The 25,282-nt window shown below is 65.7% G+C and carries 23 protein-coding genes; 16 read left to right on the top strand and 7 right to left on the bottom strand.

Annotated features, from left to right (window positions below; translation table 11 throughout):
* Positions 1-47 precede the first annotated feature (47 nt).
* From EV665_RS16460 to hisN, 8 genes are read left to right on the top strand one after another with little or no spacing between them, the layout of a single operon-like run.
* Positions 48-1,028, top strand: coding sequence for an ABC transporter permease (locus tag EV665_RS16460; RefSeq protein WP_064333736.1), 981 nt, complete (start codon positions 48-50; stop codon positions 1,026-1,028).
* Positions 1,029-1,038: 10 nt separating this feature from the next.
* Positions 1,039-1,947 carry an ABC transporter permease gene (locus tag EV665_RS16455; protein WP_245507741.1) on the top strand — a complete coding sequence of 303 codons (909 nt, stop codon included), beginning with the start codon at positions 1,039-1,041 and terminating at the stop codon, positions 1,945-1,947.
* On the top strand, positions 1,947-3,770 hold the full coding sequence (locus EV665_RS16450) for a dipeptide ABC transporter ATP-binding protein (protein WP_133034917.1): 1,824 nt from the start codon (positions 1,947-1,949) through the stop codon (positions 3,768-3,770). Before EV665_RS16455 ends, EV665_RS16450 begins: the two co-directional genes overlap by 1 nt.
* Positions 3,760-4,518, top strand: coding sequence for a DeoR/GlpR family DNA-binding transcription regulator (locus tag EV665_RS16445; protein ID WP_133034916.1), 759 nt, complete (start codon positions 3,760-3,762; stop codon positions 4,516-4,518). Before EV665_RS16450 ends, EV665_RS16445 begins: the two co-directional genes overlap by 11 nt.
* Positions 4,511-5,779 (top strand): Zn-dependent hydrolase, encoded by a 1,269-nt coding sequence (locus tag EV665_RS16440; RefSeq protein WP_133034915.1) that lies wholly within the window; start codon positions 4,511-4,513, stop codon positions 5,777-5,779. The genes EV665_RS16445 and EV665_RS16440 overlap by 8 nt, the downstream gene beginning before the upstream one ends.
* Positions 5,766-6,695 carry a phosphotransferase gene (locus tag EV665_RS16435; protein ID WP_133034914.1) on the top strand — a complete coding sequence of 310 codons (930 nt, stop codon included), beginning with the start codon at positions 5,766-5,768 and terminating at the stop codon, positions 6,693-6,695. Before EV665_RS16440 ends, EV665_RS16435 begins: the two co-directional genes overlap by 14 nt.
* 11 nt (positions 6,696-6,706) lie before the next feature.
* Entirely contained in the window at positions 6,707-7,645 is a 939-nt protein-coding gene (locus EV665_RS16430) for a choline/ethanolamine kinase family protein (RefSeq protein WP_133034913.1), read from the top strand.
* A 13-nt stretch (positions 7,646-7,658) separates the two neighbouring features.
* Positions 7,659-8,432, top strand: coding sequence for a histidinol-phosphatase (hisN, locus tag EV665_RS16425; RefSeq protein ID WP_133034912.1), 774 nt, complete (start codon positions 7,659-7,661; stop codon positions 8,430-8,432).
* A gap of 77 nt (positions 8,433-8,509) precedes the next feature.
* Here hisN and EV665_RS16420 read toward each other — a convergent pair whose 3' ends face one another.
* Together EV665_RS16420 and EV665_RS16415 are read right to left on the bottom strand one after the other, a co-directional pair.
* Positions 8,510-9,010 (bottom strand): nucleoside deaminase, encoded by a 501-nt coding sequence (locus EV665_RS16420; RefSeq protein WP_064333743.1) that lies wholly within the window; start codon positions 9,008-9,010, stop codon positions 8,510-8,512.
* Positions 9,011-9,121: 111 nt separating this feature from the next.
* The gene (locus EV665_RS16415) at positions 9,122-10,021 is read right to left on the bottom strand and encodes a LysR family transcriptional regulator (protein ID WP_133034911.1); all 900 of its coding nucleotides are present in this window, start codon (positions 10,019-10,021) and stop codon (positions 9,122-9,124) included.
* A 231-nt stretch (positions 10,022-10,252) separates the two neighbouring features.
* On the opposite strand from EV665_RS16415, the gene EV665_RS16410 reads away from it, so the two are divergent.
* On the top strand, positions 10,253-10,828 hold the full coding sequence (locus EV665_RS16410) for a DUF2478 domain-containing protein (RefSeq protein ID WP_245507734.1): 576 nt from the start codon (positions 10,253-10,255) through the stop codon (positions 10,826-10,828).
* Between the two features lie 85 nt (positions 10,829-10,913).
* On the opposite strand, the gene EV665_RS16405 is transcribed toward EV665_RS16410, so the two are convergent.
* Entirely contained in the window at positions 10,914-12,149 is a 1,236-nt protein-coding gene (locus EV665_RS16405) for a molybdopterin molybdotransferase MoeA (RefSeq protein WP_133034910.1), read from the bottom strand.
* 282 nt (positions 12,150-12,431) lie between these two features.
* Positions 12,432-13,430: a LysR family transcriptional regulator gene (locus tag EV665_RS16400; protein ID WP_133034909.1), complete on the bottom strand. Its 999-nt coding sequence runs from the start codon at positions 13,428-13,430 to the stop codon at positions 12,432-12,434.
* Positions 13,431-13,559: 129 nt separating this feature from the next.
* Here EV665_RS16400 and EV665_RS16395 point away from each other — a divergent pair, with 129 nt between their 5' ends.
* Genes EV665_RS16395 through EV665_RS16385 form a run of 3 tightly spaced genes read left to right on the top strand, consistent with a single transcriptional unit; the run spans position 13,560 to position 18,190 of the window.
* A complete protein-coding gene (locus EV665_RS16395) occupies positions 13,560-14,381 on the top strand; it encodes an FAD binding domain-containing protein (RefSeq protein ID WP_133034959.1) in 822 nt (273 codons plus the stop codon).
* Positions 14,378-17,140 (top strand): molybdopterin-dependent oxidoreductase, encoded by a 2,763-nt coding sequence (locus tag EV665_RS16390; RefSeq protein WP_133034908.1) that lies wholly within the window; start codon positions 14,378-14,380, stop codon positions 17,138-17,140. Before EV665_RS16395 ends, EV665_RS16390 begins: the two co-directional genes overlap by 4 nt.
* A gap of 15 nt (positions 17,141-17,155) precedes the next feature.
* Positions 17,156-18,190 carry an XdhC family protein gene (locus tag EV665_RS16385; protein ID WP_133034907.1) on the top strand — a complete coding sequence of 345 codons (1,035 nt, stop codon included), beginning with the start codon at positions 17,156-17,158 and terminating at the stop codon, positions 18,188-18,190.
* Positions 18,191-18,201: 11 nt separating this feature from the next.
* Here the strand turns inward: EV665_RS16385 and EV665_RS16380 are convergent, their stop codons facing one another.
* Entirely contained in the window at positions 18,202-19,413 is a 1,212-nt protein-coding gene (locus EV665_RS16380; protein ID WP_133034906.1) for a DUF2325 domain-containing protein, read from the bottom strand.
* A gap of 27 nt (positions 19,414-19,440) precedes the next feature.
* Positions 19,441-19,890: an NUDIX hydrolase gene (locus tag EV665_RS16375; RefSeq protein ID WP_064334026.1), complete on the bottom strand. Its 450-nt coding sequence runs from the start codon at positions 19,888-19,890 to the stop codon at positions 19,441-19,443.
* 240 nt (positions 19,891-20,130) lie between these two features.
* On the opposite strand from EV665_RS16375, the gene EV665_RS16370 reads away from it, so the two are divergent.
* The 4 genes from EV665_RS16370 (at position 20,131) to EV665_RS32350 (ending at position 23,908) form a co-directional block, all read left to right on the top strand.
* Positions 20,131-21,129 (top strand): LysR family transcriptional regulator, encoded by a 999-nt coding sequence (locus tag EV665_RS16370; protein ID WP_133034905.1) that lies wholly within the window; start codon positions 20,131-20,133, stop codon positions 21,127-21,129.
* A gap of 394 nt (positions 21,130-21,523) precedes the next feature.
* The gene (locus EV665_RS16365) at positions 21,524-22,729 is read left to right on the top strand and encodes an NAD-dependent formate dehydrogenase (protein ID WP_133034904.1); all 1,206 of its coding nucleotides are present in this window, start codon (positions 21,524-21,526) and stop codon (positions 22,727-22,729) included.
* 59 nt (positions 22,730-22,788) lie between these two features.
* Positions 22,789-23,304: an HPP family protein gene (locus tag EV665_RS16360; RefSeq protein ID WP_342636216.1), complete on the top strand. Its 516-nt coding sequence runs from the start codon at positions 22,789-22,791 to the stop codon at positions 23,302-23,304.
* Between the two features lie 433 nt (positions 23,305-23,737).
* Entirely contained in the window at positions 23,738-23,908 is a 171-nt protein-coding gene (locus EV665_RS32350) for a hypothetical protein (protein ID WP_162853084.1), read from the top strand.
* Positions 23,909-23,920: 12 nt separating this feature from the next.
* On the opposite strand, the gene EV665_RS16355 is transcribed toward EV665_RS32350, so the two are convergent.
* Positions 23,921-25,264, bottom strand: coding sequence for a glycoside hydrolase family 140 protein (locus EV665_RS16355; protein WP_162853083.1), 1,344 nt, complete (start codon positions 25,262-25,264; stop codon positions 23,921-23,923).
* Positions 25,265-25,282: the final 18 nt, after the last annotated feature.

The following is a 25,282-nucleotide window of genomic DNA, read 5'->3' as shown; positions in this document are numbered from 1 at the left end:
CCATCAAGGGCGGTCGCTTCCATACCGATCAGCGCAAGGGAAACCGCATGTTCGTCCTGTCGTTCCTGTTGAGACGGCTCCTGCAGGGAGCGCTCATCATCCTGCTCGTGACCTTCATCATCTTCACGCTGCTGCGTGTGGTGCCGGGCGATCCGGCACGCCTCATCGTCGGCGGCATGGCGCCCGACGAGGTGGTGGTGATGAAAGCGAAGGAACTCGGCCTCGACCGGCCCATTCCCGTGCAGTTCGTCTCCTATCTCGGCGATCTCGTGACCGGCGATCTCGGCACGTCCTTCGTGCGCCCGAAAAGCGGCGCCAGCCTCGGCGGCTCGTCCTTCGACGATGCGACGCGCGAGGAGCGCGCCAAGGTGCTGGACCTCATCCTCGCGACGCTGCCGATGACGCTCCAGCTTGCGGCCGTGGCGCTGGCGCTCGCCTTGCTCGTGGCCGTGCCGCTCGGCACTTTGGGCGGGCTCTATCCGGGGCGCTGGCCGGACAAGCTGGCACTTGCGATCGGCTCCATCTGCGTGTCGACGCCGAATTTCTGGCTCGGCATCGTGCTGACGCTGTTCCTGTCGGTGAAACTGAAACTGCTTCCGGCCATCGGCTATCGCGGTTTCAGCTACACCATCCTGCCGGCGATCGTGCTTGCGGTGGAGATCGTGCCGTTCATCCTGCGCACGCTCACCGTCTCGGTGGCGCAGGTGATGCGCGAGGATTTCATCCAGCTCGCGCCGATCCGCGGCCTCTCGCGCAGCCGCACGATCTTCTCCCATGCGCTGGGCAATTCGGCGATCCCGCTCATCAATCTGCTCGGCGTGCAGCTAGGCATGCTGCTCGGTGGGGTCCTCGTCATCGAGTTCATCTTCGACTATCCCGGCCTTGGCCTCCTGACGATCAATGCCGTGCTGCAACGCGATTTCCCGCTCATCCAGGGCATCGCGATCTTCATTTCCGTGATGTTCGTGATGATCAACGTTCTCGTCGATCTCATCGCGATGACCATCGATCCGAGACTGGAGTACTGACGTGGCCGATATCGCCCATGAGAATGTCGCCCCGCGCCCCGCGGCCAAACGGGGCGTCACGCCCACCCGGCGCATGCTCCAGATCGCTGCGGCGCGTACGGATTTCCGCATCGGCCTCGTCGGTTTTGCCATGCTCGTCGGCCTTGCGATCCTGTTGCCGCTGGTGAGCCCGGTCGATCCGATCAAGATCGCCTACGGTTCCAAGCTGCTGCCGCCGTTCCCCGCCGAGGGCTGGAAGTGGCCCTACCTGCTCGGCACGGACCAGCTCGGCCGCGACGTGCTGATGCGCTGTCTGGTGGGCCTGCGCTATTCGCTGCTGATCGGCATCACCACCGTCGTCCTGATGTTCGTCGTCGGCTGCAGCCTCGGGCTCTATGCCGGCTTTCGCGGTGGCTGGGTCGATGCCGTCATCATGCGGCTCACCGATGCGCAGCTTTCGATCCCGATGATCATCCTCGCCATCACCATTCTCGGTGTCTCCCGCCCGACGGTGCCGGCGATCATCCTCGTTCTGGGGCTTTCCGGCTGGCCGCTCTATGCCCGCGTCGCCCGTTCCGTGGCGCTCGGCGAGCGCAGCCGTGGCTATGTGCTGGGCGAGCGGGTGCTCGGGGCCTCGGACCTGCGCATCATGCTGCTCTTCGTCGCGCCGGTCGTTCTGCCGCCCATCGCCTTCGTCGCGGTGCTCGATATCGCCCGCATGATGATCTTCGAATCCATTCTCGGTTTTCTCGGCCTCGGCGTGCAGCCGCCGACGCCCACCTTCGGCAATGTCATCGCCGATGCGCGAAAATACCTTCTGAACGCCTGGTGGATCGCCACCATGCCCGGCGTCTTCATGCTGGTTTCGCTCACCTGCCTCAACCTGATGGGATCGGCGCTGGAGCGCGCGCGCAATGCCGTGCTGCGGGGAGAAGCGTGATGACCGGTCCCATTCTCGCCGTCTCCAATCTCAGCGTCGATCTCGAGCGTGAAGGGCGCAGCCGGCGCGTCGTCGACGATGTCAGCTTCGCCCTGGCGCCCGGCGAAGTGCTCGGCCTCGTCGGCGAGGCCGGTTCCGGCAAGTCGGTGCTTGCCCGTGCGCTGGTGCGCGCCGTCTCCACGCCCTTGGAGATCGCCGCCGGCAAGGTCGTCTTCGAGGGCAAGGACATCCTGTCGCTGCCGCCGCGCGCGCTCTCCGCCATCCGCGGCAACCGCATCGGTTTCATCGGCGCCAATCCCATGGGGTCGCTCGATCCCCGTCTGCCGATCGGCCAGCAGATCGTCGAGAAGCTGCGCTGCGTGCGGCCCGGGATCGGCCGGGCCGAGGCGCGCGACAAGGTGCTCGACCTGCTCGCCCGCGTGCGCATCCCTTCGCCGGGCGCCCGCTTCCACGAGGCGCCGTTCCAGTTCTCCGGCGGCATGATGCAGCGGGTGATGATCGTCGATGCGCTTGTTTCCGATCCGTCGCTGGTCATCGCCGACAACATCACCCAGCCGCTCGACGTGACGGTGGCCGCGCAGATCATCCGTCTCATCGACGGGCTGCGGCAGAGCCTGGATACCGCTTTCCTCTTCATTTCGTCATCGCTGCCGGTGGTGGCGCAGATCGCCGAGCGCACGCTCGTCATGCAGCGCGGCCGCATCGTGGAGGAGGGGCGCACGGCGGAGATCGCCGCGCGTCCCCGGCAATCCTATACGCGCGCGCTCATCTCGCGCATCCCCTCGATCTGGAAGGATGTGACGGCCCCGGCGGCGCGGGAAGGCGAGGCGGTGCTGACCGTCGACAACGTCATGCGCTCCTACCTCGTGCGCCGGCGGGGCTCCTTCAACGCCTATAACGAGGTGAAGGCGGTGCGCGACGTCTCCTTCACCGTGAAGGCCGGCGAGAATTTCGGCATCGTGGGCGAAAGCGGCTGCGGAAAGTCCACCCTGACCCGCCTCCTCGCCTGGCTGGAGCAGCCGGACGGCGGTCGCATCGCCTTCCTCGGCAAGGACCTTTCGCACCTTTCCGCCCGCTCGCTGACGGAAATGCGCCGGTCCTTCCAGCTTCTTCTGCAGGACCCCTACGGTTCGCTGCCGTCAGGCATGCCGCTCCAGCGCATGATCGAGGAGCCTTTGCTCATTCACGGCGTCGGCCGGGCGGAGGCGGCGAAACGGGCACAGGAGGCGATGGCCGAGGTGGGGCTCGACATGGAGCTTGCCGACCGGCTGCCCGTGGGTCTGAGCGCCGGCCAGCGCCAGCGCATCAACATCGCCCGCGCGCTGGTGCTGAAGCCGCGCCTGCTCATCCTCGACGAGACGCTGTCGGCGCTCGACCAGGTGGAGCAGGCCGAGCTTCTGGACCTCTTCAACCGGCTCCAGGCAACACACGGATTTTCCTATGTGTTCATTTCGCACGACCTCGCGCTCGTGCGCCGGATGTGCCACCGTATCGCCGTCATGTATCTTGGGCGCATCGTGGAATTGGCCGACAACAGCACGCTTTTCGAACAGCCGCACCACCCCTATACGCGGGCGCTGCTGAGCGCCATGCCGACGCTGGAGGACAACCGTTTTCCGCGCCCGCGCTACCTGCTCGACGGCGAGCCGCCAAGCCCGATCGATCTGCCGCTCGGCTGTTCGTTCCGCTCGCGCTGCCCGCGCGCGCAAGGCGACTGCGAGAAAACCGATCCGCCGCTGCTGGCCCTTGCCGGCGGCAACTACGCCGCCTGCCTGCACCGGCACGAGGCGCCGCATGAGGAGGAAGCCGTTCATGTCGAGTGAGATCCGCAAGGAGGTCATCCTGGAGCGCCTGGACCGCGATCAGCGCGTCAGCGTGCTCGAGCTTTCGGCCGAATTCGGCGTTTCCGGCGAAACGATCCGGCGCGACCTCAAGGACCTGGAGGCGGAGGGCGCCGTGCGGCGTGTGCATGGCGGTGCCATTCCGGCGGGCCGCACCGCCGACACGCCGATCACCGAGCGCATCAAGCTGAATGCCCTGGAGAAGGACGAGGTCGCGGGCCTTGCGCGCGACCTCATCGTCGACGACTGCGTCATCTTCCTCGACACCGGCACGACGACGCTGGCGCTGGCCCGCCGGCTCGTCGGTTTCAAGAAACTCAGGCTCTATACCAACTCGCTGCGCATCGCGCAGGCGGCCTGCGAGCATTTCGGCGTTCAGGTGCTGATGACGCCCGGGCACCTGCGTCCGGTGGAGCAGGATCTCGTCGGCTACGACACGATCGCCTACATCCAGCAGTTCCATTTCGACATGGTGTTCATGGGCGCAGCCGCCGTGAATGCCGATTACGGCTTCATGGACTTCGAGGAGGACGAGGCGCGCATCCGCCAGGTGCTGCTGAAGCAGACGTCGCGAAGCGTGATGCTTGCCGATCACTCCAAGTTCGGCAAGGTCGGCAATGTCATCACCGCGCCCTTCGGCCGGGTTCATACGCTGGTGACGGACCGCCGTCCTCCGCCTGCCATCGTCACGGCTGTCCAGGCCGAGGGGCTGGAGATCATCCATGGATAGCGCAGCGGCTATGACCGGCTCCGATCTGGCGACGATTTTCGATCGGATGTCCGCGATCGGCGCGCATCCCGGGGCAGGGATCACGCGGCTGGCCGCAAGCGCCGAGGATGGCGCGGCGCGGCGCCTCTTTGCCGACTGGATGTCGAGGGGTGGCGCCCGCATCGCGCAGGATGCGATCGGCAACCAGTTCGCCTGTTTCGACTGGGCGGGTGAGGGTGCCCCCTGGGTCTTTGCCGGCTCGCATCTCGACAGCCAGCCACGCGGCGGCCGCTTCGACGGCGCGTTTGGCGTGCTCGCGGCTGGCTGCGCGGCGCTGGATCTCGATGCGGAGATTCGCGCTGGCGGCTTTCGCCCAAGCTGCAATCTCGCCGTCGTCAACTGGACGAACGAGGAGGGCGCGCGCTACCAGCCGAGCCTCACCGGCAGCGGCGTCTTTTCGGGCGCCCTGCCGCTGGACGATGCGCTTGCTCTCAAGGACGGGGCTGGCATTGCGCTCCGCGCCGCCCTCGATGCGATCGGTGTGGCCGGCGAAACGGGAAGCGTTCCGCCTCGCCCGGAAGCCTATGTCGAATTGCATGTCGAACAGGGCCGGGTCCTGACGGAGGCCGAGCGGCGGATCGGCGTTGTCGAGGGAACCTGGGCGGCCCGCAAGATCACCGCGGCCTGGACCGGCCGCGCCGCCCATACGGGACCGACACCCATGGCGGACCGGCGCGATGCGCTTCTCGCTGCGGCGCGGGGTATTACGGCCTTCGAGGCCCTTGTCGCCGCGCATCATCCCCACCTCCATCGCTCGGCTGCGCGCCTCGTCATCGAGCCGAATTCGCCGAACGTCGTGGTCGAGCGCGCGACGGTCTGGTTCGAACTGCGCGGTCGCGACGTCGTCGAACTCGACATCGCTGGCCGGGCGGTGATCGCGGCCTTCGAAAAGGCGACGCGCGAAACCGGCACGCGGTTGGAGATTGCCGCCGATGGGCTGCGTGCGCCCGCCCGCATGGACGACCGTCTGTCGGCGCTTGCCGGCGACACGGCACGTGCCTGCGGTTTCGATCCGCTGATCATGCGCTCGGTTGCCGGGCATGACGCCGTGGCATTGCAAAATGCCGGCATTCCCTCGGCCCTGATCTTCATTCCGAGCGTCGACGGCATCGCGCACCATCCCGACGAACTGACCCATCCGGAGGACATGAAGGCGGGTCTCAAGGTTCTGACAGCACTGTTGCGGCGGCTCGCCGAGGGAGGATTTCATGCAGAACGATGAGGCGATCCTGCCCGCGCTTGCAGCCATCGGCCTGTCTGGTGCGGCGCTTTCTCCGTCGATCGGGGGCATTGTTTCCCCCATTCACCGGGCCGTCGAGAACACCTGCCTTTTCGCCACGGCGCCCGGCCGGCCGCCAGTCTTCATCAAGCACCGTCACGACGACATGGCCGATTTCATCGCGCTGGACCGCGTTGCGGAGGCCAGCCGCAAGGCGGGAGAGCTTGGTATCGCGCCCCGGCTGCTGCATGCCGATCCCACACGCGGTGTCCTCGTCTTCGACGCGCTGGGCGAGGAATGGGCATGGGGCCGGGCGGATGTGCTTCGCCGTCCCGCGGTGCTCGAAAACCTGCTTGCCGCCAAGCGCCGCTTCCAGGAGGCGGAACCGCTTGCCGAAGACCGCAGCGTGTTCGATCTCGTCGCCGCCTATCGAAGGCTTGCCGAAGCGCCCGGCGTGATCCTGCCCGCGCCGGTGCGGACCGTTGCAGCGGCCGTAGAGCGGATTGGCGCGGCGATCGCGGCCGCCGGCGTCGATCGCGTCGCCTGCCATGCCGATGGCGTGTCGTCGAACGTGATGGTCGGGCCGCAAGACGCCGTCCGGCTGGTCGATTTCGAATGGGCGCGACAGGCGGACCCCGCCCATGATCTTGGAACCGTGCTCGCCGAACTGCTTCCCTTCGATGGCGAAGCGCTGCTGGCGATCGAGATCGCGACCGGAAAACCGGATGGGCAGATCCTTGCCCGCGCGCGCCTCTATGGCGCGGCGGACGATCTGATGTGGGCGCTATGGGGCTTCATCAGTGCGGCGCGCTCGCCGCGAAAGCACGTGGAATTCTTCAAATACGCCGAATGGCGGCTGCTCAGGGCGCGCACCGTGATCGAGGGGCCGCGCTTCGAAACGTGGCTGAAACAGGTCTGAGGGAGGGGCGGATGCGGCGCAGTCTGGGTGAAGGCGTATCTCCGGCGGAGCGGGCGATCGAGGCCGCCATTCTCGCCGTCGCGGATTGGCGGGAGCGGCCGGTTTCCTACGAGCCGGTGCCTGGCGGCATCAGCAATCCGAACTGGCGGGTGCATGTCGATGGCACGCCGCACAGCTTCTTCGTCAAGATCCCGGGCGAAGGCACGGAAATGTTCATCGATCGCCGGACGGCGAACGAGGCCGGCCGCAAGGCGCATGCCGCCGGCGTCGGCGCGCGCATCATCGACTTCTTCCCCGAGACCGGCGTGGAGATCAGCGAGTTCGTCGAGGGGCTGCGCACATCCACCAATGCAGACTTTCTCGACCCGGTCGTGCGCTTCAACGGCCTGCGCGCCCTGAAGGCCTTCAATGACAGCGTGCCGCTCTCCCAGCGCAAGACGACCTTCGACATGATCGACGAGCATTTCGAGCAGGCCCTGGTGTTGGGCGGCGAGTTTCCCGGCGATTTCGGCTGGCTCAATGCGCGCTACCGCGAGGCGCGGCAGGCCCTGGAAGCGTCCGGCCTCGACCTCGCCCCCTGCATGAACGATACGCTCGCCGGGAATTTCCTGCTCCATGCCGACCAGCGGGTCATGCTCGTCGATTTCGAATATGCCTCGACAAACGACCGGGCGGCCGAACTTGCCCTGTGGTTCAGCGAAATGTGCTTCTCGCCGGAGGTGGAAGCGGAGATGATCGAGGAATATTACGGCCGTCTCGATCCGGCTCTCCTGGCGCGGGTCTGCCTGTTCAAGGCGCTGGTCGATCTCAAATGGTCGACCTGGGCGATGGTGCAGAACCGGATCTCCCGCCTCGATTTCGATTTCTTCAAATACGGTTTCTGGAAGCACATGCGGGCGCGCTTCGTGATGAGCGATCCGCGCTGGGCGGAATGGTTGAAGGCCGTTTGAGGAAGGCGGAGCAATGATCCCCGTTGATTTCATACACCGGCTCGCCGCGGTCGCGGCGCGCGAGACCCTGCCGCGGTTCCGGCAGGCAGGTCTTATCGCCAACAAGCTTGCGGCCGGCTTCGACCCCGTGACGGAGGCCGATCGCGAAACGGAAAAGGCCATCCGCGCATTGATCCGGACCGAGTTTCCGGACCACGGTATTCTCGGCGAGGAGTTCGGCGCGGAGGGAGCGGAGAACCGGTATGTCTGGGTGGTCGATCCGATCGATGGAACGCGCTCCTTCATTGCCGGGATACCGCTCTGGGGCACGCTTGTCGGCCTGACGGAAGAGGGCGATGCGGTCGCGGGCATGATGGTGCAGCCGTTCATCGGCGAATTGTTTTACGCCACTGGCCACGGCGCGCACTATGAAGGGCCGCATGGCCGCACCAGGCTTGCCACGCGGGCAACGGAAAACCTCGCCGACGCCACGCTCTGCACGACCACGCCTGCGATCTTCGAGCCCGCGCAGAGAGCCGCCTTCGACCGGCTGGAGCGGCAGGTTCGCCTGTCGCGCTACGGCACGGATTGTTACGCCTATTGCATGCTCGCCGCCGGGCAGGTCGACCTCGTGGTCGAGGCGGGTCTGCAGCCGTACGACATCGTCGCCCTCATTCCGATCATCGAGCAGGCGGGCGGCGTCGTCACGGATTGGAGCGGCGGGCCTGCGGAAAATGGCGGCTCCATCATCGCGGCCGGCTCTGCCGGATTGCATTCACAGGCGCTCGCCTTCCTGGCGTCTGCCTGAGCTTCCGTGCAAGGCATCCGCTGTCTTTGTAGCCGGTCTTTTTGATTCAATCGGCTAACGACGGGCTCCCGTCCTGTTCACCAGAAGCCTTCGTGAGCCTTTGCAATCTCCTCTTCGAGCGCAGGGACGGGGCCGACGACCTCCACCCGGCGCTGCCCGGCATCGAAAATGCGCTCGCAGGGCATGTCCATCGTCAGGTTTTCCGGATTGTCGCCCGTCAGTTCCGCGAGGCGCTTTTCCGTCATGCCGTAGACGAGACGGCCGATACCCGCCCAATAGGTGCCGCCGGAGCACATGCAGCACGGCTCCACCGAGGTGACGAGCGTGCATTCGGCTAGAAATTCCGGAGAATAGGCCTTTGCGGCGTTGCGCGCGACATTCATCTCGGCATGGCCGACGCCCTTGTCGTCCTTGAATGTGTTGCCCGCGGTGAGGAGCACGGCGCCATCCGGCCCCGCCAGCAGCGCGCCGAACGGGTGATTGCCCGTCGCACGGCTTTCCTCCGCGATCTTCATCGCCTCGCGCAGGTTGCGCAGGTCGATGTCGGTTGCCTGTCCCTTGTTCTGTTTGCCAATCATTTCTTTTCTTCCTCAACGCTTGAAATTCCTGCAGTCACAGAGTGCGCGAGAAAGGGGCTTGCGCCAATGATGCGCGCGACCTGGCGTCCCTTCACGCCCGCTTGGAAACACTCACTTTCTAAGCCAGACAGTGCCGCTCGTGTTGATCGCCGGCACACCGCCGGCCGGCTGGTGGGAAACCTGCCGCAGGCCGGAGAGCGCGTCCTGTATATCCCGCCGGGTCCTTGATGAGTCCGCGTAGACGGCATAGACCGGATAGGTGAATTCGGGGGCGCCTTTGATCCTTTCGAGCGTGCCGGCCCTCAGATAGGGCGCCACCGTTCCCTTGCGGAAATAGCCGGTGCCGCCGACACGCAGGATATAGTGGAGGGCGAGCAGGCCGAAATCCACCTGTAGCGCCGGCTCGGCAAAGCCGGCCTGCCCGAAACCGGACTGGCCGGCGAACTGCGGCCCCCATTCGACATGGACATGGTCCGGTTCCTCGCCCTCCTTCAAGCCGGTGGTGCTGCGAACCAGGACGAGCTGTTCTTCTTCCAGAAGATCGACCCGGAAGCCCGGCATCAGCTTCGGCGCGTAGAGCACGGCGATGTCGAGCACCCCCGTGCGCAACTGTTCGAGCAATTGGTCGGGAATGCCGATGCGGGCATGGACCGCGATATTCTGGCAATGCCCCTTCATCCAGACCAGCCATTCGAGCATGAGGGGGTTCCACAGGCTCACCTCCCCGCCGACGGCCACGACGGCGGTGCGGCCGGGCGGCACGGTGAGCTGCTGGCGCGCCCGTTCCCAGACCTGCACGAAGGATTGGGCGAAGCGCTCGAATTCCCGGCCCGCCGCCGTCAGCGCCGCGCCGTTGCGCGTGCGCACGAAAAGCTTGCGCCCCAGCGCTTCTTCGAGCGTGCGGATGCGTGCGCTCACCGTCGTCTGGGTGATGTGCAGCCGCTCCGACGCCTTCAGGAAGCTGCCGGTATGGACGATCTCAAGAAAGGTGCGAGCCCGGTCGATATCCATGCGAAGCCCCGTTCAATGCAATTTTTTTGTGCTTATAACGCATTTAGATCCGTTTGCCTTCCTGTTCCCTACTGTCAGGCATTCTCGGAACCGGCCTTTCCGTGGTGCTGCGCATGGAGACGCTCTCCTCGCCGCCGCCGTTGATCGAACAGTCGAGGGACTTGCAAGCGAGGTGCGTAGCGGCAGGCGGCCTCCTCGATCTTCGGAGAAACAGGCTCGGCAGTCCCGCGATTGCTGATTGCCGACCAAGCCAAAGGCGAACTTGTGCGCTATAACGCCATCATGACAATACAAAGCAATATCGCCGTTATCTCCAGTCACGATGCGCATCATCCGCAGGTGCTGCTTGCGGACGCCGTGACACGGTGGCGCGATGAGGGCGCCCGCGTTGCAGGGGTGCTCGCAGAGGGTTACGAAGGGGAAGGCGCGTGCAGCGCGGGCCATTTGCGCGACATCGCGACCGGCCGTCGGTTTTCGATCCATCTGGATGCGCCGCCTGCCGGCACCTCGTGCCACCTCGACGCCCGCGGCGTGGAGGAAGTCTGCAGCGTGTTGATGGCTGGTATCGCTTCCGCCGATGTCCTGGTGCTCAGCAAGTTCGGCAAGCTGGAAGCGATGCGGCAGGGCCTTTGGGATGCGTTCACGTTCGCCGCGCAGGCTGGCATGCCTTTGCTGACGACCGTTTCGCCCAGGCATATGGAGGCCTGGAACGCGTGGGCGCCGTCGGCGATCCGGCTGCAGCCGGATGCCGAAGCGATCGACGGCTGGTGGCGGGCGGCGCGTCTCGTGGCACCTCGTCCGCGCTGAGGCGATGGCCCCTTGGTCATGCCACTTGGATTATTTTAACGCAATTCCGGACGCAAAACCGCTTCGCACTTTTGCTGGAACTGCTCTAGAAACCGGGGAGCGTGTCAAGCCTGACGACCTTGACGGTTTCACCCGCCACGGCTGGCGCAGCCCCCGCCGGCCGAAACAGGAGCGCATTGGCGGATGCGAGCACGGCCAGCATCGAACTGTCTTGCTCGGAGAACGCTTCGACTAAGAGCGCACCATCATCAAGGGAGACCGTTGCTCGCAAATAATCGTCCCGCTCTCCCGTCTTGCCGATTGGGGAAACAAGACGAGCATTCTCGAACCGCGGGCCGGAAGCGTCGTGGCCCGCCAGCGCGCCGATGGCGGGTTCGAGGAAAAGCACGGCACAGACCAGGGCCGATACCGAATTGCCGGGCAGCCCCAGCACCGGCATGTCGCCGAGCGTGCCGAACATCAGCGGCTTGCCGGGGCGCATGCGGATCTTCCAGAATTCGAAGCTCAGGCCGAGTGCCTGAAGTGTCGGCCGCACCCTGTCGTGGTCGCCGACGGAGGCGCCGCCGGTGATCAGCAGGAGATCCGCATCCAAGCCCTGAAGGGCGGCTGTGATCGCGGCGTCGTCATCGCCGGCAATGCCCAGGTCCGATGCCTCGCCACCCCATGCCCGGACGAGCGCAAGGAGTGCCGGGCGGTTCGCGTCGAAGATCCGGCCCGGACCGATGCCGGTCCCGCTTGCCACCAGTTCATCGCCGGTCGAAAGCACCGCGACCCTTGGCCGGCGGTGGACGAGGATGCTGTCGTGACCGGAGGCGGCAAGCAATCCGATGTCGCGCGCCGTCAGCACGCGCCCGGCCGCGACGACCTCGGCTCCTTCGGCAAAGTTCAAACCGGCCTTGCGGATGAAGAGGCCCCGTTGGGCGGCGGTGCGAAAGACGATACGCTCCCCGTCGCTCTCCACGTCCTCCTGAATGACGATCGCATCGGCGCCGGCTGGAACAGGCGCGCCGGTGAAGATACGCATGCATGTTCCGTGACTGAGCGTCGGCACGGCGGCAAGCCCCGCTTTCGACGCGCCCGCGAGGGGAAGCGCAATGCCGCTGGCAGGGACGTCGTCAGCCCGGACGGCATAACCATCCATTGCGGACACGTCGAAGGGCGGCGACGTCGTCAGTGCCTTGACCGCGGCGGCCGAAACCCGACCCAATGCCTCTTGCAGGCCGATGGTCTCCACCGCGACCGGGCGTATCGCGGAGGTGATCATTCCGCGTGCTTCGTCGACGGTAATGGCACTTTTCCCGAACGGCTTCTCGATACCCATGCACCCCTCACATTCCGGCAGCCTGCAATGAACAGTTCATTCCGGTTCCACGTCAGTCCGCAGCGGCGGCGGTCGTCCTCGAAATGGTGGCTCCGCGCGCGCCGCTACCGTTGGCTTCGGTCGAATATAACGAGGCGTCGCTGGAACCGATAGGCCGATCACGCACCGGCACCACTTGCGTCGCCGCCGTATCGCAGCAAACTGCACGCGCACGCGACGGACCGCAGGAATGCCTTGCTGCCGCGCTTCCCTCTATCCCTTCGTCGCGCGGGGGCTCCTCCTTCAAGCAAGCACCGTTCCGGGCAGTTCCAGGCTCCGGAAGTGCTCCTTCGCATGATCGTAGAAGACGGCCGGTGCAAAATGCAGACCGGCGCGGGCGCGCACCATCAGGCCGAACCGGTTGGTGGAAAGCCCGGGATCGTCGAGCGGGCGGAACACCAGAGCCCCGCTGCTGATTTCGGTGTGCGCGCCGATCGGGGTCATGATCGAAACATGATGCCCGGCCTGCGCCAGCTCGACCAGCATACGGATGGAGCCCACCTCCAGAAGCGGCGGCGGCACGGATGCAGATGCGTCGAGGGTCGACTGGATGGCGCGCCGGATGGACAGTTCGCGGGTCCCGATCGCGACAGGGTGCACGAAACAGTCGGCAAGGGTCAGCTTCTGGCGGCTTGCCAGGGCATGGTCCGGCCGCATCAGGGCACCGACGCGAACGTCGCGCCGGACGGCCATTTCGATCTCGCGCGGCGGCACCGTGACGAAGCCGAAGCCGACATCCACGGTCTCGTCGACGAGGCGGGTGACGACGTCGGCCGACGACGTGACCTCGACGCTGAGATGGAGCGTCGGATAGCGTTGCGCGAACGCGGTCAGGAGGGGCGGCAGGAAGGAAAGGCCGACGCTCTCCACCGTGGCGATGCGCACCGATCCGGTCTTCAGCCCGCGCAGCATGTCGAGCTCCGAGACGGCCGCCTCCAGCGGCGAAGCAACGCGGCGCACATGACGGAAGAGAATTTCGCCGGCCGCCGTCAGCCGCAATCCGCGCCCCTCGCGCTGGAAGAGCGCCATGCCGAGCGCATCCTCGAGCTGGGCGATCTGGCGCGAGACCGCGGACGACGCGACGTTGAGCCGGCGGGCGCATTCGCGAACGGAGAGCAGCTCCGCGACGGTCTGGAAGTAGATCATCGCGGGCTGGTGGAACATGCGGGCGAGCAGGGCAGGCGACAGCGCGCGCTCGCGCGGCGGTGACGGACGGGTGGTTTTTTCCTTCGGAGCGCGCATGGGCGATGCATTCCATTGATGCCTTTCCGGCAACAATCTGCTCTTGAATTGGAAATGGCAAGATCAGTTGCGATGCGCGACAGTGATGGCGCGGCACGGGACGCCGCCATTCGCACCGGAGCTGCCGCCTTGGACATCAACACCATCACCGCCGTCAGGAGGCCGCGCGAGCGCGCCGAACTCTGGCCGTTTTGCGAGGGCGATGCCTGGCTCGGCGGCGGGACCTGGCTGTTTTCCGAGCCGCAGCCGAAGCTCTCCCGGCTGGTCGACCTTTCCGATCTCGGCTGGCAGCCCCTTGTTGCCAGCGATGCGGGCCTCTCGATTGCGGCGACATGCAAGGTGGCGACGCTCGATGCCTTCGAACCGCCGGTCGCCTGGCCGGCGGCGCGGCTGATCGGAACGTGCTGCCGCTCGTTCCTCGCCTCCTTCAAGATCTGGAACATGGCGACGGTCGGCGGCAATCTCTGCATGTCGCTGCCGGCTGGTCCGATGATCTCGCTGACGGCGGCGCTCGACGGCGTCTGCACCATCTGGTCGCCGGATGGTTCCGAGCGAAGGGTTCCGGTGGTCGATTTCGTGAAGGGGCCGCTCAGCAACGACCTGCGGCCGGGCGAGATCCTGCGCAGCATCAGCCTGCCCTGGCAAGCGCTGGCGCGCCGCACGGCCTTTCGCCGCGCGAGCCTCACGCCGCTCGGCCGTTCCGGCGTGCTTCTCATCGGAACGCTTGCGAGCCGGGGGGAATTCGTCCTCACGGTAACGGCGTCGACGCGGCGCCCGGTCCGGCTCGCTTTCGCCGCTCTTCCGGGCGAGAGGGAGCTCGTGCGCCGCCTGGAAGCCGAAATTCCCGAGGCGCTCTACTACGACGACATCCACGGCCTGCCCGACTGGCGCCGGCACATGACGCATGTCTTCGCGGAAGAGATCCGGCTCGAACTCGGAGGACGGCCATGACCTATCTCGTAAACGGCGTGGAGCATGGGGCAACGCCCCGTCCGGGCCAGTGCCTGCGCACCTTCCTGCGCGACCTCGGCTGTTTCGGGGTCAAGAAGGGGTGCGATGCGGGCGACTGCGGTGCCTGCACCGTCCACCTCGACGGCCGGCCGGTGCATAGCTGCCTGGTGCCGGCATTTCGTGCCGAAGGCTTGGAGGTGACGACGATCGAGGGGCTCGGATCGCCGGACGACCTGCATCCGGTGCAGCAGTCCTTTCTCGACGCGCAGGGTTTCCAGTGCGGCTTCTGCACGGCCGGCGCGATCATGACGGCGGCGGCGCTCGACCAGGCCCAGCGCCGTGACCTGCCGGCCGCGCTCAAGGGCAACCTGTGCCGTTGCACCGGCTACCGGGCGATTGCGGATGCCATAGAAGGCGTGAAGCATGTCGAGCGCGTCGGCGCAGGCGAGGCGTGCGGCCGCAATCTCGCGGCCCCTGCTGGGCCTGGCGTCGTGACCGGCCGTGTGCGTTACACGATGGATGTCGCGCCCGTCGGTGACCTGGCCGGCCTCACCCATATGAAGATCCTGCGTGCGCCGCATCCGTCCGCGCGCATCGTTTCCATCGATGCGCGCGCCGCGCTTGCGCTGCCGGGCGTCGTCGCGGTGCTGACCCACGAGGATGCGCCGGATCGCTATTTCTCCACCGCGCGCCACGAGATGTATACGGACGACCCCGACGACACGCTGGTGCTAGATCCGATCGTCCGCCATATCGGCCAGCGGGTTGCAGCCGTCATTGCGGAAAGCGAGGGGATCGCCGAGGCCGGCTGCAAGCTGATTGCGGTCGAATATGAACTGCTGCCCGCTGTCTTCGATCCGGAGGACGCCCTGAAGCCCGGTGCGCATGTCGTGCATGACAAGCCCCTCTCGTCCCGCATCGCCAATCCGCAGCGCAATATCGTCGCCGAACTGCATGGGCATCTCGGCGATGTCGAGGCGGGTTTTGCCGAGGCGGACGCCATCCACGAGGGCACCTACCATATCCAGCGCGTGCAGCACGCCCATCTCGAAACCCATGGCGCCATCGGCTGGCTCGACGGCGACGGGCGACTCAACATGCGCACCAGCACGCAGGTGCCGTTCCTGACGCGCGACGCGCTGTGTGCCCTCTTCGACCTGCCGCAGGACAAGATCCGGGTCTTCGCCGAGCGCGTCGGCGGCGGTTTCGGCGGCAAGCAGGAGATGATCACCGAGGACATCGTGGCGCTCGCCGTTTTCAAGACCGGGCGCCCGGTGAAGCTCGAATATACGCGTATGGAACAGTTTTCCGCCTCCACCAGCCGGCATCCGATGAAGATCACGGTGAAGGTCGGCGCGAAGAAGGACGGCCGCCTGACGGCCATTTCGATGCGCATGCTCTCCAATACGGGCGCCTATGGCAATCACGGACCGGGTGTCATGTACCACGGCTCGGGAGAATGCATTGCGCTTTACCGCTGCCCCAACAAGAAGGTCGATTCCGTCGCCATCTACACCAACGAAATGCCGAGCGGTGCCTTTCGCGGCTATGGGCTGAGCCAGAGCAATTTCGCGATCGAATCGGCGATGGACGAGGTAGCCCGGCAGATCGGCATGGACCCGATCGCGTTCCGACGGATCAACGTCGTCGTGCCGGGCGACCCGATGACCGCGGCGGACGACGGCCCGCATGACGTGGAATATGGCAGCTACGGGCTCGACCAGTGCCTTGACAGGGTGGAAGCCGCCCTGTGCAAAGGGCCGCATCCCGATCTCTCCGACGACTGGCTGATCGGCCGCGGCATCGCCGCCGGCATGATCGACACGATCCCGCCGCGCGGCCACCGGGCCGAAAGCCGGGTCACGCTTTTGCCGGACGGCACCTACGAGCTGAAGACCGGCACGGCCGAGTTCGGCAATGGCACGACGACCGTGCATGGGCAGATCGTTGCCTCGCTGCTCGGCACGACGCTTTCCCATGTGCGCATCAAGCAGTCGGACACCGACCACATCTCGCATGACACGGGCGCCTTCGGCAGCACCGGAACGGTCGTCGCCGGCTCGGCGACACGGGAGGCGGCGGAGGACCTTGCCGGCATGCTCCTCGATTTTGCGGCATCGTTCGCCGGCGCCCGGCGATCGGCGTGCAAGCTCGGCGAGGGCGTCGTGATTGCCGCGGGCCAAAGCATCCCGCTTGCGAAGCTGGCGCAGGCAGCGGCCCTGGCGGGGGTAAAGCTCTCGGGGCAGGGTCGCAGCGGCGGCACGCCGCGCTCCGTCGCCTTCAATGTCCAGGGTTTCGAGGTTGCCGTCCATCGCCGTTACGGCGAGATCCGCATCCTGCGCTCCGTCCATGCCGCCGATGCAGGCACGGTGATGAACCCGATGCAGTGCCGTGGCCAGGTGGAGGGCGGGGTCGCCCAGGCGATCGGCGCCGCGCTCTACGAGGATCTCAAGATCGACGGGGAGGGGCGGGTCACGAACCCGACCTTCCGGGGCTATCACATCCCCGCCTTCGCCGATATTCCGCGCACCGAGGTCTTCTTCGCCGACACTTACGACCGGATCGGACCGCTTGGCGCGAAATCGATGAGCGAGAGCCCGTACAATCCGGTCGCCGCGGCGCTCGGCAATGCCATTCGGGATGCGATCGGGGTCCGCCTCTACGCGACGCCCTTCAAGGCCGACATGCTTTACAAGTTGGCGATGGAGGTGCGGCCCGCGCCGGTATCGATGCCGGCCGATGTTCATGAACCTGCCTGAGAAGAGGAGCACGCGATGAAGATGCCAGCCGGATCGTGGGATCAGTTCGACGATTACGTCATCGACTTTGCCATCGACCGAAAGCGCCGCAGCGAACGGATCGCGATCGTCACGCTGGTGCAGATCGAGGGATCCTCGCCGCGTCCGCTGGGGGCGCAGATGGCGGTTTCGGAGACGGGACGCTGGACGGGCTATCTCTCCGGCGGCTGCATCGAGCGGGCCGTGGTCACGGAGGCCATCGCCGCCATCCAGGACGGGGAGAACCGGCGCGTGCGCTACGGCCGCGGCTCGAAATATTTCGATATCCAGCTTCCCTGCGGCAGTGCGATCGAACTCGTTTTCGATGTCGGCATCGCGGATGAGGACCTGGTTGCGATCGATTCCCGCCTGCACCGCCGTCTGCCGGCCATGATGCATGTGCCTTCGCTTGCGGGCGACGAGACCGAGACATTGACCCGCATCTACGCGCCGCGCACGCGCCTCATCATCGCCGGCATCGGGCCTTCGGCCGTTCAACTCTCTAGGCTCGGCCTGCTCACCGGTTTCGAGGTTGTGCTCTATTCGCCGGACAGGGAAACGCGGGAAGAGGTGCTGAAGACGCCGGGCGTGGAGGTGGTGCCGATTCCGAGCGCGGCGAGCCTGCCGGTGATCCATGCGGATCGCCATACGGCGGTGGCGGTGATGTTCCATGACCATGAATGGGAAACGAACCTGCTGCCGCTCATCCTCGAGACGGACGCCTTCTATGTCGGCGCCATGGGCAGCCGGAAGACCCATCAGCGCCGGCTCGATATCCTCGCGCGCTTCGGTGTGGAAAAGGAGAAGCTGGGCCGGATCCGCGGGCCGGCCGGCCTGTTCGAGAGCGGCAAGAGCGCATCCTCCATCGCTCTCTCCATCCTGGCGGAGATCATGCAGGCGAATGTGGGTGCAACAGCCGGAGCCGGCCTGTTGACGGATGGCAGCGAAGCGTCTGCGTTGCCGCTCTGGGAGCCCGCCAACCAACCCTTGCCGGTCGGTTGTCTTTCTCGCGACGGCACAGTCACCCTTTGACGGCAGCCCGTTTACAGTCTGCCGTAGGCGCCGGTGATCGCGGCGAGGAAGCTGGCAAGGCCGGCCGAGCGAAGCGGCAGATACGACTTGCCCTGTTCCCGGCACAGGCGCTTCACGAGGCCCACAGCCGTGTGGCTGATGTGGTCGACCGGAAAGAGAACCGTCGCCGCCTGACCGACGAGGGCGGGCAGGAGCGTCGTGCTGTCTTCCATACCGCCGTCGTGAAGAAGCAGATCGACCCTTCGGTTTTCCGCGCAGGCGCGCAGATGATCGAACAGATTGCGCCGGCCGCCGACATAGAGAACAGGTCCGGGCATCGCGACGGCATCCTGCCTCTCCCCGCTCCTCGTCCTTTCGGCAAGCATCGCCTCAAGGGCCTCGTTTTCCCGAAGCAGGGCATTGCTGAGATCCTGCGAATGGTCGAGGGCGCGCTGCAGGCCGCCAATGGTCTCCTCGGCCGCGACGAGCTGTTCGGCGAAGGTATTGGCGCGGTTCGACCCGGTTTCGACGCGGTCCGTCGCGCCGGTTGCGGGGGATGCCTGGCGAGAAGCGGCGGCGGATGCTTGGGCCTGTACCAGCTTTTCCTCTAGCTGCCGGATGCGCTGCTGCAAGGCGACACGCTCGTCGGCGGCCGTCCTCAGCCGCTGCTCCTGGCGTTCGCTCTTCTCATGCGCAAGCGCGAGGTCCTTTTCCAGCCGTGTCAGGCGGGCGATGTCGAGGCGGCTCGCGCTGCCGACAAGGTGCGAAAGCATATGCACCTCGCCGAAGATATCGCGGATCAGCGCCTGCGGGCTGCCCGGATGGCTCATCAGCGCCCAGTAGGGGCCGGCGATGTCGCCACGGTCGAAGGATTCCCGCCAGATGCTGCGCAACGCCGCCTCGTCCGCCTGGCGGGGAATGCGCTTGATGGCGCTTTCGTGGCGCTTGTCGAGCGCCTTGTTGAGCAGCTTTGCCGCGTGGTCGCGCTGGCCGGCAAGACGCACGCCGCGCCCGTGCAGGGCATGGTCTGTCGCGGTGCGTGCGTCCTCCTGTCCGGCCTTGACGAGAATCTGGCGGAGTTCGCCGGCGGTCAGGCATGTGCCGATGATCGAGCAGTGGAACGTCGTGGGGATGTCCCATGTCCGCAGGCGCTGCGAGCCGGCTTTGGCCGCAGGCGCTTGCAGGGGCAGGAAAACGCCCGAAGGGCCCGGTTGCGGAGATGTCAGGCGGGGCAGGCTCGGCATGGATGTTCCGATCTTGGCAGGGGGCGTTCAGGCCGCGGCTTCTCGGCCTTGCTGATGGGGCAGATCCGTTCCGAACTGCATCTGCCAGTACAGGGTGAGGATGTGGTTGCGTGTGAGCGGGGCGAGCGGCAGTGTCGGCGCGTCATGGATCGGCATCCACCTCGCCTCGTCGATCTCGCAGGTCGGCGCGATGATCTCGTCTTCGAGCTGGACCCTGAATACATAGGCGACGAGGAGGTGGTCCGTTTCGTCGGCCGCCTCCGCTTCGAAACAGCCGAAGGGCGCCATGCGCGCCGGCGGAATGTCGAGGCTCAGTTCCTCGCGCAATCTCCGGGCAAGCGTCGCCTTCGGCGTTTCGGTGCCCGCGATCCTGCCGCCGGCCTGCATGAATTGCGGCCCGCCGCGCTTGCGCACGAGAAGCGTGTCGCCGTTTTCTCGGATGATGAGCGCGACCGCGATCCGGATTTCTTCCTGCATGATGATCGGATGACCCTTCAATTCGTTGTTGCCGCGCCGGATGCCGCCCAAAGGCGCTTTCGCTTCGATGGCAAATCCACTAATCGTTATATTTCATGAAATATAACGATTTGAAAAGAGCGATATCGATGCGGTGGCGTGCGGCGCCGAGCCCAGCCGCTTGAGGCTGGCGGCCGCGACCGGGCGGAAGTCCGTTCGGCTCTCCGATCGATGACGCGAGAAACGATACGGGACGCGCTAATGCTGATCAGGCATCTGAAGTTTTTCGTGACGCTCGCCGAAGAGCAGCATTTCGGGCGGGCGGCGGAGCTGTGCAGCGTCACGCAGCCGACGCTGTCGCAGGCCATTCGAAAGCTCGAGGAGGATTTGAACCTTTCCCTGATCGTCCGGGGTCACCGCTTCCTTTCGCTGACCGCCGAAGGCGAAAAGGTCCTGCGCTGGGGGAGGCAGATCCTTGCCGACTACGAAAGCCTGCACGATGACCTCAGGGGCAAGAAGAAGGGCGGGCTGACCGGCACGTTGCGGCTCGGCGTTATCCCTGCGGCCATGCCATCGGTCTCCTTCGTCACCGAGCAGTTCGAAGATCGCAATCCGCTGGTCCAGATCGAGATCCGCTCGATGTCGTCACGGGCGATCGAGAAATCGCTGGAGACCTTCGAGATCGATGGCGGCCTGACCTATCTCGACAACGAACCGCTCGACAATGTCCGGCGCTTTCCGCTCTACCGGGAGCGCTACGTTTTCGCATGCCGGTCCGACCATCCCCTGGCGAAGGCGCAGACCGTGCGCTGGGCGGAGGCGGTGACGCAGCCGCTGTGCCTGTTGTCCGACGATATGCAGAACAGGCGTATCCTCAACGGGATTGCCGCAGGCGCCGGAGTGGAGCTTCGGCCGAAGGTGGTCAGCAACTCCTTCCTCGGCGTTGCTTCGCATCTGCGCCGCGGATTGTGGTGCGCGATCGTGCCCCACACCTTTGGCTTCGTCTTCGGCCGTGCGGACGACCTGGTCCTTCTCGACATGGTCGATCCGGTTCACCATCAGGCGATCGGCCTCGTGCTCGCCGACCGTCTGCCGCAATCGCCGATGGTCCTGGCGCTCCAGGACTGTGTGGAGCGCGCCGATATCGAAGGGCATTTCGATCGTGCCTTCGGCGGAGGCACTGGACCCTTGCGGGACGCCGCGATGCAAGAACACGGCCGGAAGGGCCGAAAGCTGGGTGTCGTCGGGGAGGGCCGATGACGGCGCACCACAGGGAGTTCAAGATCCATGATGCTGCGCGTGGCCGACTCGCGGTGTTCCGTGGAGGCGCCCATTGTGTCCGCGGGGCGTTGCGGTCCCCCGATCGCCAGTTGCGGGCAAATTTCCTGACCGGCATTGAAGTTGCTTATTGCTGCGCTGCAACTTCATCGGCATCGCCTATGGATTCGTAAAAAACATCCATTGGATGTCGCATCGGCTGCCATGCAAGATGCCCGTGTCAAAGAGATACCTCTTAACCCGAGGCCTCCAGGAGGAACCCCGCATCTCGCCGGTCACCGGCCGGCGTGCCTGATCGTACCGAGCAGGCCTTTGACCCGTACGCGGCACGCGTGCGGGAGGTCTCTGGTTGTCTCAAGTTCAGAAAGGAAATGTCATGGCCAAAGTAGTGTGCGTCCTTTACGACGATCCGATCGACGGTTATCCGACCGGCTATGCGCGTGAATCCCTGCCGGTCATCGAACGCTATGCCGACGGGCAGACCCTGCCGACGCCGAAGGCGATCGACTTCGTTCCGGGAAGCCTGCTGGGTTGCGTGTCCGGCGAGCTTGGCCTGCGCAACTATCTGGAATCGAACGGTCATACCTTTGTCGTGACCTCCGACAAGGACGGGCCGGAATCCCGGTTCGAGGAGGAACTGGCCGACGCGGACGTCGTGATCTCCCAACCCTTCTGGCCCGCCTATCTGACGGCCGAACGCATCGCCAAGGCGCCGAAGCTGAAGCTGGCGCTCACGGCCGGCATCGGTTCGGACCACGTCGACCTGCAGGCCGCCATCGACCGCGGCATCACCGTCGCGGAGGTCACGTTCTGCAACTCCATCAGCGTGGCCGAGCATGTGGTGATGACCGCCCTCAACCTCGTGCGCAACTATACGCCGTCGCATGCCTGGGCGGTGAACGGCGGCTGGAACATCGCCGATTGCGGCGCCCGCTCCTACGACATCGAAGGCATGCATGTCGGCACGGTGGCCGCCGGCCGTATCGGTCTTGCGGTTCTGCGCCGGCTGAAACCGTTCGGCATGCATCTCCACTATACCGACCGCCACCGCCTGCCGCGCGAGGTCGAGCTGGAACTGGGCCTGATCTGGCACGAGACGCGGGAAGACATGTATCCGGCCTGCGATATCGTGACGCTGAATTGCCCGCTGCATCCCGAGACGGAGAACATGATCAACGCGGAGACGCTGAAGCTCTTCAAGCGCGGCGCCTATCTCGTCAATACCGCACGCGGCAAGCTCTGCGACCGGGACGCCGTTGCGCGCGCGCTGGTGAGCGGCCACCTGGCCGGGTACGGCGGCGATGTCTGGTTCCCGCAGCCGGCGCCCAAGGATCATCCCTGGCGAACGGCCCCGAACAACGCCATGACGCCGCATATCTCGGGCACCTCGCTCTCGGCGCAGGCCCGTTACGCGGCCGGCACGCGCGAAATCCTCGAATGCTTCTTCGAGGGTCGGCCGATCCGCAACGAATATCTGATCGCGCAGGGCGGAGCCCTGGCCGGTGTCGGCGCGCATTCCTATTCGAAGGGCAATGCGACCGGTGGCTCCGAAGAGGCGGTCAAGTTCAAGAAGGCCAATTGATCGGCCCGGCCCGCGCAAGACGGACATGCGCGGGCCGATTTTCCTGAGGAGGCGAGCACATGTCGCCAGGTATGGAAGCCGTCAGGCCCGTTTCCGGGACGCAGGCGCTTCTCCTCCATATCAGGAGGAGTGCGATTCCCGCCCTCGCGTCAGGCCTCGGTGGCGCGTTCGCAATCTGGTTGCTTGCCGTGCTGACGGAGAATCTGGGCCAGGTTCTCTTGATCGCACCATTTGGAGCAAGCTGCGTTCTTCTCTTCGCCTTGCCGCAAAGCCCGCTTGCACGGCCGCGGAACGTCATCGGTGGCCACCTGATCTCCGCGCTTGTCGGCCTGCTTGTCCTGACGTTCCTCGGCAACGGTGTCGTCGCCATGGGGCTCGGCGTCGGTCTTGCCATTGCGCTCATGCAGTTCACCGATACGCTTCATCCGCCGGCCGGGGGCAATCCCTTGGTTGTCATCCTTGCCGGCGCAGGCTGGTCTTTCCTGCTTCTGCCGATCGCCGCGGGAACCGGAGCCCTTGTTCTTCTTGCCTGGCTCTATCACCGGTTCGTTTCGAAGCGCGTCTATCCCGCATGAAAGGCGCCAGGCGTAAGTTCATCGCGCGTGTGGACGAAGGCCCGCCGCCATCCATGCGAAATCGACGGCGGCCATCACCACCACGCAGATGACCCTATTTGGCAACGGTATCGGCTGTAGCAAACGCCGGATTCGCCTTCGGCGATACCGGGAAGCCCTCCGGCGTAAACCATTTGGCTAGGGCCTAGACCTTTCAGCCACGTTGCCTCGGCGGAAGAGAGTTTTACGATGCAGCATGGTCCGTGACCTGGCCCTCCGCCGGAAGCATCGGCCGGGCAGAACCGTGCCGGCAGCCCCCGACCCCCATCCTTGCCGGCCACGGTTGGGGGAGACCCCGAGGCGCCCTGTGTCCTCGTCCTCCGGGTCTCTCCCGCCCTGGCGCGGCTGTTCGGCCGGCCATGGCGCAACCATCCTTTCCGGAAGGGGCTTTCTCATGGAAAAAGTGAAGGAACGAAAGATCGCATCCACACCCACGCGGCGCACGGTCGACGCGGCTCTCGACAAGACCGACAAGAGCGCCGCCACGCTTGCGGATCTCTTTCTCCGCTATCGGCGCGAAGGCTGGAGCGACAGCGAAATCGAAATGGGCATCGCCGGCCAGTGAGGCCGGTGGACATTAGCGGCGCGAAGCGCCGCCCCGCACGAGAAGAAGCCAGTCGCTGGAGCCCGAAGCGTTCTGCGTGGACGGGGCCTGCAGCCGGTGTATGCCGGCATTTCTGTCCAGCGGGCCGGATCGGCTGAGCGCGCCGGTGGACGGATCGTACCATTCGAAGGCCAGGTCCGCAGCCGCAAGCCCGTGCGCATCGATCTCCACGGAAAGCGCATCATAGAGATAGACGACGGCGAAGGTTCCATCATCCGCAAGGGCCGAGATCGCGGTCGCCGTGGGCAGTCCCGTGGCCCTGACGGCGAATGTCGGGTCGGCAGGCCGCAGCCTCCACCAGTCGAGACGTTCGAAAAACCGTGCGAGATGGCCGATGCTTTGCGCGCCTTCGCTTGCGAGCGCCTGCTCCCAGCCCACTGGGGCGTCGTAAAGGCCGGGGCCGCCGAAATGCCACACGGGATTGTTGCCGTAGACCTGGCCGCTCGCCCCCGACAGCAACGCGCCATAGGCGATCTTGCGGATTTCCGATGCGCCGACGCCGTGCTCGTTTTCGTAGCGCGATTCGATGAGGAAGAAAGGCCGGCGCGGACCGGAGCGGTGGCGCGCCAGAGCCGCCGCGGCCACGTCGCCATAGGTGTAGACGGTATCGAGCTTCAGCCAGCCTGCGTCCTTCCAGTAGAGGTGGGTTGCGGAATCGCGATCCCCGTGCACCGTCTGCAGGACGCCGGGATTTCCCGCCTCGATCCCCGCGGCCAGGGCCTCCACAAGGCGCTTTTCGGGTGGATCATAGTCGCCGCCCTGGACCCAGATGACGTTCGGATAGCGGGCGAACCGCTTGCCGACATAGCGGCCATAGGCCTGCAGCGCCTCGGGGCCGGCCGCGGCCACTTCGCCATACCAGCCCTGCGGGCCGCCATTAGCGCCGAGATAGGCCGGCGCCAGAAGCACCAGCATGTCCGCCTTGAGCGCGATATCAAGCATGCGCTCGGCCGCCGCAAAATAGGGATCGTTCGGCTTCGTGAAATTGCCCGGTTCGAGAAAGGGTGCGACGCCGTCGATATTGGCGGGTGCGTTCCGGGCGAATTCGTGCTCGATCAGCGAGACCAGGAGGGTGTTGAACCCCCGCGCCTTGCGGTCGGCGACGTAGGACTGCGCCTCCGATGCCGAGAGGTCCGCGATCATCGACCAAGCCGAATCTCCCGTGATGAGAAACGGTTGTCCCGCCTGGTCCTCAAGATGGAGGCCGCCAGGTGCGATGCGCAGGGGAAACCGCGCATTCTCCGCACCGGTCGCATCTCCCGGAAGCGACAGGCTGGCCAGCAGGCAGACGCAGAGGGCGAGGCGGAGGACATGCATGGCGGTTCCTTTCGAAGG

The organism is Shinella granuli, assembly GCF_004341885.1.
GTDB classification, from domain to species: Bacteria; Pseudomonadota; Alphaproteobacteria; order Rhizobiales; family Rhizobiaceae; genus Shinella; species Shinella granuli.
Note: the sequence above shows the minus strand (reverse complement) of the source record. Positions and strands in the feature narration are given on the sequence as shown.